The sequence below is a fragment of the Pseudomonas sp. FG1 genome (assembly GCF_034313875.1).
GTDB lineage: Bacteria > Pseudomonadota > Gammaproteobacteria > Pseudomonadales > Pseudomonadaceae > Aquipseudomonas > Aquipseudomonas veronii.
Genome location: NZ_JAVIWP010000001.1, coordinates 5,431,216 through 5,445,823, shown reverse-complemented (window position 1 = coordinate 5,445,823; position 14,608 = coordinate 5,431,216). Strand labels below are relative to the sequence as shown.

General features: G+C 62.7%; 11 protein-coding genes. 6 read left to right on the top strand and 5 right to left on the bottom strand.

Annotated elements, in window-relative coordinates; all coding sequences use genetic code 11:
• Positions 1 to 32 precede the first annotated feature (32 nt).
• From RGV59_RS24805 to RGV59_RS24795, 3 genes are all read right to left on the bottom strand, one after another.
• Positions 33 to 932: a hydroxymethylglutaryl-CoA lyase gene (locus RGV59_RS24805; RefSeq protein ID WP_057004446.1), complete on the bottom strand. Its 900-nt coding sequence runs from the start codon at positions 930 to 932 to the stop codon at positions 33 to 35.
• Positions 933 to 948: 16 nt separating this feature from the next.
• Positions 949 to 1,344, bottom strand: a complete 396-nt coding sequence (locus RGV59_RS24800) for a MerR family transcriptional regulator (protein WP_017848109.1) — start codon at positions 1,342 to 1,344, stop codon at positions 949 to 951.
• Between the two features lie 185 nt (positions 1,345 to 1,529).
• Positions 1,530 to 2,465 (bottom strand): LysR family transcriptional regulator, encoded by a 936-nt coding sequence (locus tag RGV59_RS24795; protein WP_017848108.1) that lies wholly within the window; start codon positions 2,463 to 2,465, stop codon positions 1,530 to 1,532.
• A 151-nt stretch (positions 2,466 to 2,616) separates the two neighbouring features.
• On the opposite strand from RGV59_RS24795, the gene RGV59_RS24790 reads away from it, so the two are divergent.
• Entirely contained in the window at positions 2,617 to 3,846 is a 1,230-nt protein-coding gene (locus tag RGV59_RS24790) for an acyl-CoA dehydrogenase (RefSeq protein WP_017848107.1), read from the top strand.
• Between the two features lie 128 nt (positions 3,847 to 3,974).
• On the opposite strand, the gene RGV59_RS24785 is transcribed toward RGV59_RS24790, so the two are convergent.
• Together RGV59_RS24785 and xthA are read right to left on the bottom strand one after the other, a co-directional pair.
• Positions 3,975 to 5,306 (bottom strand): substrate-binding domain-containing protein, encoded by a 1,332-nt coding sequence (locus RGV59_RS24785; RefSeq protein WP_126585742.1) that lies wholly within the window; start codon positions 5,304 to 5,306, stop codon positions 3,975 to 3,977.
• Between the two features lie 134 nt (positions 5,307 to 5,440).
• Positions 5,441 to 6,253 carry an exodeoxyribonuclease III gene (gene xthA, locus RGV59_RS24780; protein WP_104902866.1) on the bottom strand — a complete coding sequence of 271 codons (813 nt, stop codon included), beginning with the start codon at positions 6,251 to 6,253 and terminating at the stop codon, positions 5,441 to 5,443.
• A gap of 168 nt (positions 6,254 to 6,421) precedes the next feature.
• On the opposite strand from xthA, the gene RGV59_RS24775 reads away from it, so the two are divergent.
• From RGV59_RS24775 to RGV59_RS24755, 5 genes are all read left to right on the top strand, one after another.
• Positions 6,422 to 7,072 carry a GNAT family N-acetyltransferase gene (locus tag RGV59_RS24775; protein ID WP_017848104.1) on the top strand — a complete coding sequence of 217 codons (651 nt, stop codon included), beginning with the start codon at positions 6,422 to 6,424 and terminating at the stop codon, positions 7,070 to 7,072.
• A gap of 63 nt (positions 7,073 to 7,135) precedes the next feature.
• Complete coding sequence (locus tag RGV59_RS24770) at positions 7,136 to 8,863, top strand: autotransporter assembly complex protein TamA (protein ID WP_017848103.1); 1,728 nt, start codon at positions 7,136 to 7,138, stop codon at positions 8,861 to 8,863.
• Positions 8,863 to 12,534, top strand: coding sequence for a translocation/assembly module TamB domain-containing protein (locus RGV59_RS24765; protein WP_126585741.1), 3,672 nt, complete (start codon positions 8,863 to 8,865; stop codon positions 12,532 to 12,534). Before RGV59_RS24770 ends, RGV59_RS24765 begins: the two co-directional genes overlap by 1 nt.
• A 142-nt stretch (positions 12,535 to 12,676) precedes the next feature.
• Positions 12,677 to 13,150, top strand: a complete 474-nt coding sequence (locus RGV59_RS24760) for a MarR family winged helix-turn-helix transcriptional regulator (protein ID WP_017848101.1) — start codon at positions 12,677 to 12,679, stop codon at positions 13,148 to 13,150.
• Complete coding sequence (locus tag RGV59_RS24755) at positions 13,147 to 14,598, top strand: efflux transporter outer membrane subunit (RefSeq protein WP_126585740.1); 1,452 nt, start codon at positions 13,147 to 13,149, stop codon at positions 14,596 to 14,598. Before RGV59_RS24760 ends, RGV59_RS24755 begins: the two co-directional genes overlap by 4 nt.
• Positions 14,599 to 14,608: the final 10 nt, after the last annotated feature.

The window sequence follows — 14,608 nt, the reverse complement described above, 5'->3', positions numbered from 1 at the left end:
CCTGCGGTAACACATTGTCACGGCTAAGCTACTCAACTGGCGTTACGCGCCCGGGCAACGCGCGAGCCGCTGGGCCGGCCGAGTACGTCGCTGATCTGCCGGCCCGCGAGAATCAATCGCTCCAGGTCGATGCCGGTCTCGATCCCGAGGCCGTTGAGCAGGTACACCACATCTTCGGTGGCGACGTTACCGCTGGCGCCCTTGGCGTATGGGCAACCGCCGAGGCCGGCGATAGAGCTGTCGAACACGTTGATCCCTTCCAGCAGGCTGGCGTAGACGTTGGCGACGGCCTGCCCATAGGTGTCATGGAAGTGCCCCGCCAACTTGTCCCGTGGCACGTGCGCGCCCACCACCTCGAACAGCCGGCGCGTGGCTCCCGCGGTGCCGGTGCCGATGGTGTCGCCCAGGGACACTTCATAGCAGCCCATGGCAAACAGCTCGCGGGCCACCGCCGCCACTTGTTCCGGGGCGACCGCGCCTTCGTAAGGGCAACCCAGCACGCAGGACACATAGCCGCGCACACTGACACCCTGCTGTTTGGCGGCCGCCATGATCGGCACGAATCGCTCCAGGCTTTCGCTGATCGAGCAGTTGATGTTGCGCTGCGAAAACGCCTCGGACGCCGCAGCAAACACCGCGACCTCCTTGACCCCGGCGGCCAGCGCATCTTCAAAGCCGCGCAGGTTTGGCGCCAGTGCGCCGTAGGTTACGCCGGGCTGGCGCTGGATCTGCGCAAAGACTTCGGCGGAACCGGCCATCTGCGGCACCCATTTGGGCGAAACAAAACTGCCGACTTCGATGTAGCTCAGGCCCGCGGCACTGAGGGCATCCACCAACTGCACCTTGTCGGCCACGCTGATGGGTTGGGCTTCATTCTGCAAACCGTCGCGCGGGCCGACTTCGACCAGGCGCACGTGGGAGGGGAGGGACATGGCAACTACCTTATGATCAATGGCCAGCCTGGCCTTGGATGGTTTCGGCCAGGGCCTGGGTGCAGCGCTCTTCGGCGGTGTCCAGTTCCAGCTTCATTTGTTCGATGTCCAGTAACTGCTGCTCCAACTGTTCGCGACGCTCGGCGATTTTCACCAGCATGCTGTTGAGTTGGACATGGTTGCCGCTGGTGGGGTCGTAGAGTTCGATCAGTTCACGGCATTCGGCCAGGGAAAAACCGATGCGCTTGCCGCGCAGGATCAGCTTGAGGCTGACCTTGTCCCGCGCCGAGTAGATGCGTTCCTGACCCCGGCGTTCCGGGGCCAGCAGGCCTTGTTCCTCATAGAAGCGAATGGCGCGGGTGGTGATGTCGAGCTCGCGGGCGAGGTCGGAAATGCTGTAGGTCGTGCTCATGAAGGCGCTCAAGAAAGTCTTGGCGCTAAGCTAATGTCAGGTTGACGTAAACGTCAAGGTTGATCGTCAATCCCTGTAGGAGCGAGCTTGCTCGCGAAAAACGTCAACGCTAACGCGGTAGCCCTGATACCCAAAGGCGCCCTCGGGTTTTTCGCGAGCAAGCTCGCTCCTACAGGGCGACAGGTTCAGGCTTGCAGCTTGTCGAGTTTCTTCTCGTGCGCCGTGACCTGCTGGCACAACTCGATCATTTGCTCGCGCATCCAGCGGTTGGCCGGGTCCTGGTCGGTGCTCTCGTGCCAGTACAGGTGGGTTTCCACCGGCGGCACGTCGTTGACCGGCAGGTTGAACCAGTGCAGTTCATGGCGGCGGGCGAAGCGCTCGGGCACGGTCATCACCATGTCGGTCTGTTGCAACACTTGCGAGGCCATCAGGTAGTGCTGGGAGCGCAGGGCGATCTTGCGCTGGATGCCCATCTTGCCCAGGGCCAGGTCGACATGGCCCAGGCCGTTGCGGCGGCTGGAGATATGGATATGCGTCAGCGACAGGTAATCGTCCAGGGTGAACTTGTCCTTGCCCGCCATCGGATGGCCCTTGCGCATGGCGCACACGTAGCGGTCTTCCATCAGCTTGACGTGACGCACCTGCGGGTCGGTGTTGAGCGGTGCGTCGACGGCAAAATCCAGGCGCCCGGCGGCCAGCTCCTTGGTGGTCTCGCGGCGTTTGGACAGGAAACTCTCGATCACCACCGTCGGCGCCAGGCGACGCAAGCGCTGGAACAGCAGTGGCAGGATCACCGCTTCGGTCAAGTCGGTCATGCTGATGCGGTAGGTCTTGGCCGCCTGTTGCGGGTTGAAAATCCGGCTTTCCTGCACCGACACGCGCAGCAATGACAGTGCGTTGCGCACCGGGCCGATGATGTTCTGCGCCATCGGCGTGGGCACCATGCCTTGGGCGGTCCGCACGAACAGCGGGTCGTTGAAGGTCTCGCGCAGGCGTGCCAGAGCGTTGGACACCGCCGGTTGGGTGATGCCGACAATCTGCCCGGCACGGGTCAGGTTGGCTTCGGTGTAGATCGCGTCAAAGACGATAAACAGGTTGAGGTCGACCTTGCTCAGATTCATTTCGTTGCGCTCTTATTGTTAGGTGGCCATGCCCCGATCATATATCGGTGATGAATGTTAATACACGCCGAGAATAGGCTAGGTAAATTATCAACGCTGTTCTAGCATCGATTGCATGACCTAAACAACCTCTCAAAGAAGGGAGCTGCTCATGGATTTCGCCTATTCGCCCAAGGTTCAGGAACTGCGTGAACGCGTCACTGCGTTCATGGACGCTTACGTTTACCCGGCCGAACCGGTGTTCGAACGCCAGGTCAGCGAAGGCGACCGCTGGCAGCCCACCGCGATCATGGAGGAGCTCAAAGCCAAGGCGAAAGCCGAAGGCCTGTGGAACCTGTTCCTGCCCGAATCCGAACTGGGCGCTGGCCTGACCAACCTTGAATACGCGCCGCTGGCGGAAATCATGGGCCGTTCGCTGCTGGGCCCGGAGCCGTTCAATTGCTCCGCCCCGGACACCGGCAACATGGAAGTGCTGGTGCGCTACGCCAACGCCGAACAGAAACAGCGCTGGCTCGAACCGCTGTTGCGCGGTGAAATCCGCTCGGCTTTCGCCATGACCGAGCCCGACGTGGCCTCCTCGGACGCGACCAACATGGCCGCCCGCGCCGAGCGCCAGGGCGATGAGTGGGTGATCAACGGCAAAAAATGGTGGACCTCCGGCGCCTGCGACCCGCGTTGCAAGATCCTGATCTTCATGGGCCTGAGCAATCCCGATGCGCCGCGCCACCAGCAGCACTCGATGATCCTGGTGCCGGTGGACGCCCCCGGCGTGAAAATCGTGCGCCCGCTGCCGGTGTTCGGTTACGACGATGCGCCCCACGGCCACGCCGAAGTGCTGTTCGACAACGTGCGCGTGCCGTATGAAAACGTCCTGCTGGGTGAAGGCCGCGGTTTTGAAATTGCTCAGGGGCGTCTTGGCCCTGGCCGCATTCACCACTGCATGCGCTCCATCGGCATGGCCGAGCGTGCGTTGGAACTGATGTGCAAACGCGCGATCAGCCGCACCGCGTTCGGCAAACCGTTGGCGCGCCTGGGCGGCAATATCGACAAGATCGCCGACTCGCGCATGGAAATCGACATGGCACGCCTGCTGACCCTGAAAGCCGCCTACATGATGGACACCGTGGGTAACAAAGTGGCGAAAAGCGAAATCGCCCAGATCAAGGTGGTGGCGCCGAACGTGGCGTTGAAGGTGATCGACCGCGCGATCCAGATCCATGGCGGCGCCGGCGTCTCCAACGACTTCCCGTTGGCCTACATGTACGCCATGCAACGCACCCTGCGCCTGGCCGATGGCCCGGACGAAGTCCACCGTGCGGCGATCGGCAAGTTCGAGATCGGCAAGTATGTGCCTAAAGAGCTGATGCGCGGCGGGCAGTAACACCGCGTCGCCTGCCGTCGCGGCAAGCCCCCTCCCACAGTTGACCGAGTTGTGCATGAGAACGCGGTCTAGTGTGGGAGGGGGCTTGCCCGCGACGAGGCCCGTGCGAACAACACAAAACACAAACCTCAGTACACCCAAACCTCCACCCGCCGATTCTTGATCCGGCCCTCATCCGCGGTATTCGCCGCCACCGGCATCTGTGCGCCAAACCCGCGGATATCGCGGAGCACTACGCCGCTCTTGACCAATTCCCGACGCACCGCCATCGCCCGCAGTTTGGACAACAGCGCCGCGCGTTGCGGGTCATTCTTGATATCGCCAAACCCTACCAGCGTCACCTGCTTGTCGAGCTTGCCGTGGCCTTTTATATACGCCACCACGCGCTGCACATCCTGGCGCGCCTTGTTGTCCAAGCTGGCGCTGCCTTCTTCGAAGCGGAAATTCACCGTCAGGCGCTGGGCCTCGCGGGCAATTGCCTGATAGTCCTCGGGCATGGACGGGCGTGGTTCCACGCTTATCGCCTGGACCCGCTGCGCGATAAACCCGTTGGCCGCCACGATCGCCTGGCCCTTGCTGCTCTGGGTGAAGTCCACCAGCGCCTTGGCCCACGGATTGTGCGAGGTCGGCGGTAGGTAAAAGAACAGGCGGCGCGACAGCGGGTAGTCCTCGGTGGCAATCAGGCTGTTCAGCGGCAGCATCGGTTGCGAGTCACCGTCGACGATCGCCACCGCTTTGGCCTGGCGCACATAGGGCAGGCCGATGAAACCGATGCCTTGCGGGTCCTGGCTCACCGCGTCCGACAGTTGCTCGCTGGACTCGAACCGCTTGGCCGAAGCGGCGAGCGCCTTGCCGCGACGGCTCAGGACCAGGTCCTTGAAGGTGTCATAGGTGCCCGACCGATCATCCCGCGCATATAAATGAATCGCCCCGCCGATGCCGCCGAGTGCTTCCCAGGTGCTGATTTCACCGTTGAAAATTTGCGCCAGTTGCTCGGTATTCAGCGTATTCAGCGGGTTGCGCGGGTTGAGGATGATGGCCAGGCCGTCGATGGCGATCACCTGTTCGGCCTCGGGGCTTTTCAGGTCGCCCAGGGGTTCGAGGTCCACCAGTTCGCTGTCTTTGATCGGGCGGGAGGCGGCGGCGAGGTCGGCGCTGGCTTTGTGCAGGGCGGCAAAACCGGTGCTGGAACCATGGGCGTCGACCTCGATGGTTAGCGTCTTGCCCTGGCGGGTCTTGCCGATCACGCGCTGTTCATTGGCGCCTTCGGCGGGTTCAGCGTGGACCCCTTGCAGGCCCTGCTGCTCCATCAACCCTTTGACCAGCGCCGGGCCAAGCGCCGCGCCGATCGTGTTGGAGCCCTGGATGCGCAAGGCGGGGCCCTGATCGGGGATGGGCAGCGGCGCGCTAACGGCACTCAGGGGAAAAAGGGTCAGCAGTAACAGAACGCGCAGGATCATGCCGGCACCGTCTCAAGGCAAAGGGAGTGCCGCGAGATTAAGTCAGTTGGGTTTCAGTAATATGACTGTCACTCAACCGTAAAAATGTGAGAGCGGGCTTGCTCCCACATTGTTTAAGCGCGCCGTCCGTGAAGTCAGCTCAATTCCAGCCAGATCGGTGCATGGTCCGAGGGTTTTTCCAGGCCGCGCAGTTCGTAGTCCACCCCAGCATCCTTGACCCTGGGCAGCAAGCCGTTGGACGCCAGGATCACATCGATACGCAGGCCACGCTTGGGTTCATCTTCAAACCCGCGACTGCGGTAGTCGAACCAGCTGAAGCGGTCGGTCACGTCGGGGTTGAGGTGGCGGAAGCTGTCCACCAGGCCCCAGTTCTTCAGGCGGGCCATCCACTCGCGCTCTTCCGGCAGGAAGCTGCACTTGCCGGTTTTCAGCCAGCGCTTGGCATTGTCGGGGCCAATGCCGATGTCACAGTCTTCCGGGGAAATATTCACATCGCCCATCACCACCAGCGCCTGGTCGTTGCTGAACTGGCTTTCCAGCAACTGTTGCAGGTCTGCGTAGAAGCGCTGCTTGGCCGGGAACTTGGTGGGGTGGTCGCGGCTTTCGCCTTGGGGGAAATAGCCGTTCATGATGGTGATCGGGTTGCCTTGCGCATCGGCGAAGGTGCCCCAGATAAAGCGGCGCTGGGCGTCTTCTTCATCGCTGGCAAAGCCTTTGTGTACGCTCAACGCTTCTTTGCGCGAGAGCAGAGCCACGCCGTAATGGCCTTTCTGGCCGTGGTAGTACACGTGATACCCCAGGGCCTGCACTTCTGCCAGCGGGAACTGGTCGTCGTGGACCTTGGTTTCCTGCAGGCCGATCACATCGGGTTGATGCTTTTCAATCAGCGCCGCCAACTGATGCGGGCGAGCCCGTAGCCCGTTGATATTGAAAGAGACGATTTTCATGGTCGGCTGTCCAGTCTGGCAAAAGGGCGATGCTAGCCGACAAGTCGGACGGGGGCCAGCGTGGCGGTAGGACGGATGCGCTGCTAATGTCTGGGAACGACTCGCGCTGCGTAAGTTCGTACCCATAAGAACGCCGTCTTTTGAATGGCGCCCAGGGAGATTCACTGTATGTCTGACACTTCAACTGCGATTGCCGAAATCCGCCTGCTCAATAGCGACTATTCCAGCGAAGCGCGCTCCCTGCTGTACCAGGCTTATCGTCATGAGCCGACGTTCGCCTACATCTTCGAAGCTGAGCGGCCGGGGTATGAGCAGCGGGTCCGTGCCACCGTGCGCGAGTTGGTCAAACAGCATTTCTTCCAGAAGCTTCCCGCCATCGGCCTGTTCGTCGACGATCGACTGATCGGCGTTGCGTTGATCGCGCCACCCCAGCGGCGCCTGGGCATCACCGAGAGCTGGGCGTGGCAATTGCGCATGTGGTTGAGCACCGGTGTGCGGGGGACGCGGCGTTACCTGGATTATCACCAGGCGGTGCTGGCGTGCCTGCCCAGCGATTCGGTGCATGTGTTGCCGTTGCTGGGTATTCACCCGCAATTCCAGGGCAAGCACTTCGGTGAGCAACTGCTCGGCGCGGTACACAACTGGTGCGCCGAGGACCCGCATTCGTCCGGTGTGGTGCTCGATACCGGCAACTCACGTTACCTGGAGTTCTACAAGCGTCAGGGTTATGAGGAAATCGGCGAAGTTGCTGTAGGACCGATCCTGGAGCATGTGTTTTTCCATGCCAATCCACAGCCGTTACAGGCTGTAACGACTTGAGTCAGGATTTTCAGATAAATCCGAGTTCAAAGAGTCTCCTCAGCTCGTGTAGCATCCGCGCCTATGAAGTTTCCAGGAAGATTTACCAGCGGCTTGATTCTGCTGTTCACAAGCTGCGGCGCTTTGGCGCAAAGCGAACTGGACGTGCGAGTCAAACCCTCAAACGACGCGTTGAAAGCCAACATCGAAGGCTACATCGGCGGGGTAGGCGATCGCGATGAAGAAGCGTTGCTGCGCTTCAGCCGTGGCGCCGAAGAACAGGCGCGCAAAGCGGCCCAGGCCTTGGGCTTCTATCAGCCGCAGATCAGCAGTGATGTGCAGGGCGGCAAGAACCCGCGCCTGACCCTGACCATCGAGCCCGGCGAACCGGTGCATTTGCGCGACGTGACCATTCGGGTCGACGGCCCGGCCGCCGCCCTCAAAGCCTTTCGTGTGCCTGCCAGCCGCGACCTTGAATCCGGTGCCGTGCTCAACCACGGCCATTACGAAGACGCCAAGCGTCTGATCCAGAACCAGGCCTCGCGCTACGGCTTTTTCAATGGGCGCTTTACCCGCCAGACCCTGTCGGTCGACCCCAAGGCGGGCGTCGCCGATATCGAACTGGTGTATGACAGCGGCCCGCGCTACACCTTGGGCAAGGTCAATTTTGCCGGCGATACGCCGTTCGATGAAGAACTGTTGCAACGCATGGTGCCGTTCAAAAACGGCGCGCCCTACGATTCCGAACTGATCGCCGAGTTGAACCAGAACCTGCAAGCCAGCGGCTTTTTCGAGGGCGTGCGGGTGGACGCCGCGCCGGCTGCGTCGGCCAACGATGTGATCCCGGTCGCGGTGCAACTGGAAACCCGCAAGCCACGCACCATGGGCCTGGGCCTCGGCTTTTCCACCGACGTCGGCCCGCGCGGCAAAGCCAACTGGACGCGCCACTGGGTCAATCCGCAGGGCCACAGTTACGGCTGGGAAGCCGAATTGTCGGCGCCACGGCAGAACGTCGGCCTGTGGTACGACATCCCGCTCGACCCACCGCTTACCGACAAACTGCGTTTTGCCGGCGGCTACCAGAATGAAGAGCTGGCCAACACCGACACCCTGAGTAAATTGCTCACCCTCGGCCCGGAATGGCACAGCAAGTTGCCCAGCGGCTGGACCCGGGTGGTCTCCCTCAAGTGGCAGCGTGAAGAGTATCGCCTGGGCGATGACTCGGGCCTGAGCAACCTGTTGATGCCGGGGCTCAGCTATTCCTATTTGCGCAGCGACAACCGCATCGATCCCCACCACGGCTATCGCCTGCAATTCGACACCAAGCTGGCCAAGGAAGGCTTCGGCTCCGACACCAACCTGCTTTACGGCACGGCCATGGTCAAAGGCCTGACCACCGTGTGGGACAAGCACCGCTTCCTCGCGCGGGCGCAGATCGGCGGCAGCGCCACCAACGGCTACAAGTCGGTGCCGCCGTCGCTGCGTTTCTTTGCCGGTGGCGACCAGAGCGTGCGTGGTTACGAGTACCAGACCCTGTCGCCGGAGAACGACCGTGGCGACCGCATCGGTGGCCGCTACATGGTGGCCTTGAGCGCCGAGTATCAATATTCCATCGCCGAAAAATGGCGGATCGCGACCTTTATCGACCAGGGCAACTCCTTCAACACCCTGGAAATGCCAAGCCTGAAAACCGGCGTGGGCGTCGGCCTGCGCTGGGTGTCGCCCGTCGGGCCGATTCGCCTCGACCTGGCCCATGCCCTGGAAGACCCGGGCGGTATCCGTTTGCACTTTTCCATGGGGCCTGAGCTGTGATGCGTGGTTTGAAAATAGCCGGGCTGGCTGCCGTTGCCCTCCTGGCCGTGGTGTTGCTGGCGCTGTGGACCGTACTCGGAACCCAGGCGGGCAGCCGTTGGGCGTTGGGCCAGGTGCCGGGCTTGAGCGTGGACAATTTTCAGGGCCGTTTGGGCGGCCAATGGAGTGCCGAGCATCTGCTGTGGCAGCAGGGCAGTGACCGTGTCGAGCTCAACGCGCCGACGTTCGACTGGTCGCCGGCCTGCCTGCTGCGCCTGACGCTGTGCATTGACCGGTTGGCGGTGGATCAAGTCAGCCTGCAATTTGCGCCGAGCACGGAGCCGAGCAGCGGGCCGATCCAGCTGCCGGCGCTGAAGTTGCCGGTTGCGCTCCAGTTGGGCGACGTTCGCGTCGGCAGCCTGCTGTTTAACGGCAGTGAGGAACTCAAGGGTATGCAACTGGCGGCGCATTGGACCGCCGCGGGCCTGCAGATCGATTCCGTGCATCTGCAACGCGATGATCTGGTGCTGGACCTGTCCGGGCTACTCCAACCCAGCGGCGACTGGCCGTTGACCGCCAGCGGCAACCTGAGCCTGCCTTACGCCCCCGGCGGCGCGCCGTGGACGGTGGCGTTCAGGGCCGATGGCGACCTGCTCAAGACCCTCAAGCTCGACGCCGACAGCAGCGGCTACCTGCCGGCCAAGCTCAGCGGCGAGTTGCAGCCGCTGGTGGAAAACCTGCCGGCACAGTTGCACATCACCGCCGACGCCTTCAAACCCAGCGCCGATTTGCCTGACACCCTGCAACTCAATCAACTTGACCTCACCGCCAAAGGCGACCTGGACAGCGGTTACCAATTGCTCGGCAAAGCCGTACTGCCCGCAGAAAAGGGCCCGGTGGACTTACTGCTGCAAGGTAAGGTCGATGCCAAGGGCGCGCAGATCGCCGGCCTGGATCTGAGCGCCGGTGACAAGCAAAGCCTGAAACTCACGGCACAGCTGGACTGGCAGCAGGGCTTTCAAGCCGATGCGAAAATCGATTGGCTGGACTTCCCCTGGCATCGCCTCTACCCCTTGATCGACGAGCCGCAAGTCATCTTGCGCACCTTCAATGGTGAAATTTCCTATAAAGACGGCAACTACCTCGGCAACCTCAAGGCCGACCTCGATGGCCCCGCGGGCAAATTCAATGTGGTCACGCCGTTCAGCGGCGACCTCAAACAAGTGTTCCTGCCCGAGCTGAAACTGACCGCTGGCCAAGGCAAGGCCGAAGGCCACCTCAACCTGCAGTTCGCCGACGGCCTCGCCTGGGACACGGCGCTCGACCTGTCGGCGCTGAACCCAGCGTACTGGGTTGCGGAGTTGCCGGGCACGCTGGCCGGACCGCTGCGCAGCAAAGGCGAGTTCAAGAACCAGCAGCTCAAACTGAGCGCCGACCTCGGCCTCAAGGGCCGTCTGCGCGGGCAGCCCGCCGTATTGGCCGCCAAGGCCGAAGGCGCGGGTGAGCAATGGACCCTGGCCAACCTGGATATCCGCCTGGGCGACAACCGCATCAACGGCAGCGGCAGCCTGCAACAACGCCTGGCCGGGCAGATCGATATCAAACTGACGCGGCTGGCCCAGCTGTGGCCGCAGTTACGCGGGCAGGTCAATGGCCGACTCGATGTGGCCGGTAGCCTCAAAGCGCCTCAAGGCAAACTCGACCTCAAGGGCCAGCAACTGGCGTTTGCCGACAATCGCCTGCAAAGCCTGAGCCTCGACGCCACGCTCGATAACGCCCAGCGCGCAAAGATCGACCTCAAGGGCAGCGGCATCCAAAGCGGCGACAGCCAAGTCGGCACCCTGACAGCCAGCGCCCAGGGCGATGTCAGGCAACAGAAGGTCCAGTTGGATCTGGCCGGCCCACTGGTCAAGCTGGCCCTGGCCCTGGATGGCAACCTCGACCAAGGCAACTGGCGCGGACGCCTGGCCAGCGGTGACGTGCAGGCCGGCGGCCAGGATTGGAAGCTGCAGGCCCCGGCGAAAATCGAGCGCCTGGCCGATGGCAGGCTGACCTTCGCCGCCCACTGCTGGGTCGCGGGCCCGGCCAGCCTGTGTGCTGAAGATCAGCGCCTGATGCCTGAACCGAAGCTGCGTTACCACCTCAAGCAATTCCCCATCGATAGCCTGGCGGCCTGGTTGCCCAAGGACTTCGCCTGGCAGGGCACGCTCAACGCCGACGTACAGCTCGACCTGCCGGCCAGCGGCCCCAAAGGCGTGATCGCAGTGGATGCCAGTGGCGGCACGTTGCGCGTCAAGGACAAGCACCAGTGGCTGGATTTCCCCTACGACACGCTGCAATTGGACGCCACCCTCAACCCCAAGCGCATCGACACCCAACTCAACTTCCAAGGCGGCAAGCTCGGTGAGTTGCGGTTGCAGGCACAGATCAACCCGCTGGCGAAAAACAAGCCGATCACCGGTACTTTCAGCCTCACCGGTCTGGACCTCACCGTGGCGCGGCCGTTTGTGCCGATGGTGGAAAAACTCAACGGCAAGCTCAACGGCAATGGCCGCATCTCCGGTGGCCTGCTGGCGCCGCTGGTCAACGGCAGCATGAACCTGGTGGGCGGCGAGATTTCCGGGGCGGAACTGCCCATCAGCCTCGAAGGCTTGAACGTACAGGCGCTGATTGCCGGCGAAAGCGTGCAACTCGATGGCAACTGGCACAGCGGCAAGGCCGGGCAGGGCAGCCTCAAGGGCCACATCGACTGGGGGCGAGCTCTGGCGGTCGACCTCAGCCTGCAAGGCTCGCATCTGCCGGTCACCGTCGAACCTTACGCGGTGCTGGAAGTCGCGCCCGACCTGAAGATCAGCCTGAAGAACGACAAGCTCGCGATCGCCGGCAAGGTGCAGATCCCGCGGGGTGACATCACCGTGCGCGAACTGCCGCCGTCGACGGTCAAGGTCTCCGATGACACGGTGATCGTCGGCAGCCAGACCGAAGAGGGCAAGCCGCCGATGGCAATGGCGATGGATATCGATGTGGCGGTGGGTGAAGACCAGCTCAACTTCTCGGGCTTCGGCCTCACCGCCAAGGTGCAGGGGCATGTGCATATCGGCGACAACCTGGACACCCGCGGCGAGCTGTGGCTCAACGACGGCCGCTACCGTGCCTACGGCCAGAAGCTAGATGTGCGCCGTGCGCGTTTGCTGTTCGCCGGGCCACTCGACCAGCCTTATCTGGATATCGAAGCGATCCGCAAGACCGGCGATGTCGTCGCCGGTATCCGCCTGAGCGGCAGCGCCGAACAGCCCACTACGCAGATCTTCTCCGAGCCGGCCATGAGCCAGGAGCAGGCGCTGTCCTACCTGGTGCTCGGCCGTCCGCTGAGCACCACCGGTGAAGACAACAATATGCTCGCCCAAGCCGCCCTGGGCCTGGGCTTGATGGGCAGTGCCGGCGTGACCTCGGACATTGCCAAGGACCTCGGCATCCAGGATTTCGAGCTCGACACCCAAGGCAGCGGCACCAACACCGCCGTGGTCGCCAGCGGCAAGATCTCGGAGAAGCTCAGCCTGCGTTATGGGGTCGGGGTGTTCGAACCGGCCAGCACCATTGCCTTGCGTTACCTGTTGAGCAAGAAGGTGTACCTGGAAGTGGCCAGTGGGGTGGCCAGTTCGTTGGATATTTTCTACAAGCGCGATTTCTAGCGCCGGACTCGGTAAAAAAGTGGGAGCGCGTGTCTGCGCTCGCATATACCAAGCAAGCTAATCATTTCATTTGACATTAGCTGCCTAAGCAGTAATATCTCGTCACACATTCGCTGCCTAGGCAGTAATAAGGTGACTTCCGATGAAACACTTCACCCCGGACAACTTCCACAACTGCCGCCTCGGGCTGTTGCTGGGCCGTGCGGCGATCCTTAAAGACAAAATCATCGACACCCATATGGAACCGCACGGCATCACCGCCGCGCAGTTCAAGGTGTTGATCATCATGGCGCAGTTCGGTGTCGACACCCCGGCGGAGCTGTGTCGCCACCTGTCCCTGGACAGCGGTTCGATGACCCGCATGCTCGATCGCCTGGAGCAAAAAGGCCTGCTTGATCGCAAGCGTTCGGCGCTGGACCGTCGCCAAGTGCAACTGGTGTTGACCGACGACGGCCAGCGCCTGGCGGACAGGCTGCCGTACATCGGCGCCGAGGCGTTGAACCAGTTGGCCGGCGCACTGGAGCCGGATGAATTGCAAACCCTGGAAAAGCTCCTCAAGAAAATGCTGATAGCTGCCGGTGATCCGATCACCCTGCAGCGGGTAGGTAAAGCATGAATACACGTGCCCTTTGCCTGGTGCTGGCGGCCATGAGCATGGCCGGTTGCGCCAATTTCAGCGGCCTCGACACCCAGGGCCAACGCCTCGACGCGAACACCCTGCAGACCGGTAAGTCGTTGACCGGCGTGACCCTGTCGAGCGCCGCCTGGCCCAGCGCCGACTGGTGGAAAAGCCTCGGCGATCCGCAGCTCGACAGTTTGATCCAGGAAGCCCTGCAAAACAGTCCCGACATGCAAGTGGCCAGCGCCCGCGCCCACCAGGCCGAAGCCGCCGCCTATGCCTCCAACGCCGCACGCCTGCCGACCCTGGACGCCAGCGCCGGTGTGAGCCGTTCGCGCCTGGCCAGGGACAAGGACCCGCTGGGGCAGGGCGATGCCTACTCGACGGTGCGAAACATCGGCGCCAGCTTCAACTACAACTTCGACCTCTGGGGCGGCCAGCGTGCTGCCTGGGAAGCCGCGTTGGGCCAGGCCCGCGCCGCCGAAGTCGACCAGCAGGCCGCGCGCCTGACCCTGGCGGCCGATGTGGCCAAGGCCTATAGCGACCTGGGCCAGGCGCATATCGTGCGGGACCTGGCCAATGACGACCTCAAGCGCACCCGGCAAATGCTCAGCCTGAGCCAGCGCCGTCTGAACTCGGGCATCGACAGCCGGTACCAGTACCAGCAGACCGAAAGCCTGGAAGCCAGCTCCCAGTCGCAACTGATCGATGCGGAAAAACAACTGCAGAGCGCGAAAATCGCCCTGGCGGTATTGCTCGGCAAAGGCCCGGACCGCGGCAACGAACTGGCGCGCCCGGCGGTGCTCAAGCCCAGCGCCGTCGCCGTGCCCTCGGTGCTGCCCGCCGAACTGCTGGGCCGGCGCCCGGACCTGATCGCCGCACGTTGGCGGGTGGAAGCGGCGAGCAAGAATATCGCCGCCGGCAAGGCCAGCTTCTACCCCAACCTCAACCTGAGCGCGAGCGCCGGGGCCGAGTCGTTGCTGGGGGATGCGATGTTCGGTTCGGCCAGCCGCTTCTTCAACATTGCGCCGACGATTTCGCTGCCGATTTTCGATGGCGGCCGCCTGCGCGCCAACCTCGATGCGCGCGATGCCGACTATGACCTGGCCGTGGCCCAGTACAACAAAACCCTGGTGCAAGCCCTCGGCGATATCGGCAACAGCCTTTCACAACTGCGCGAAACCGGTCGGCAGATCCAGGCCCAGCAACACGCCGCGGACATTGCCCAGCAGTCCTACGACACCGCGATGCAGCGTTACAGCTCCGGGATCGGCAACTACCTGGACGTGCTCAGCATCGAGCAGCAATTGCTGCAGGCCCAGCGTCAGCTGGCGACCTTGAACGCCGCGCAAATCGATCTGTCGATCCAATTGATGCAAGCCCTGGGTGGCGGCTACGACGCCGCAAATGTGGCATCGACCACCCCAGCTACACGCACGGAATAATTTGAGGTAA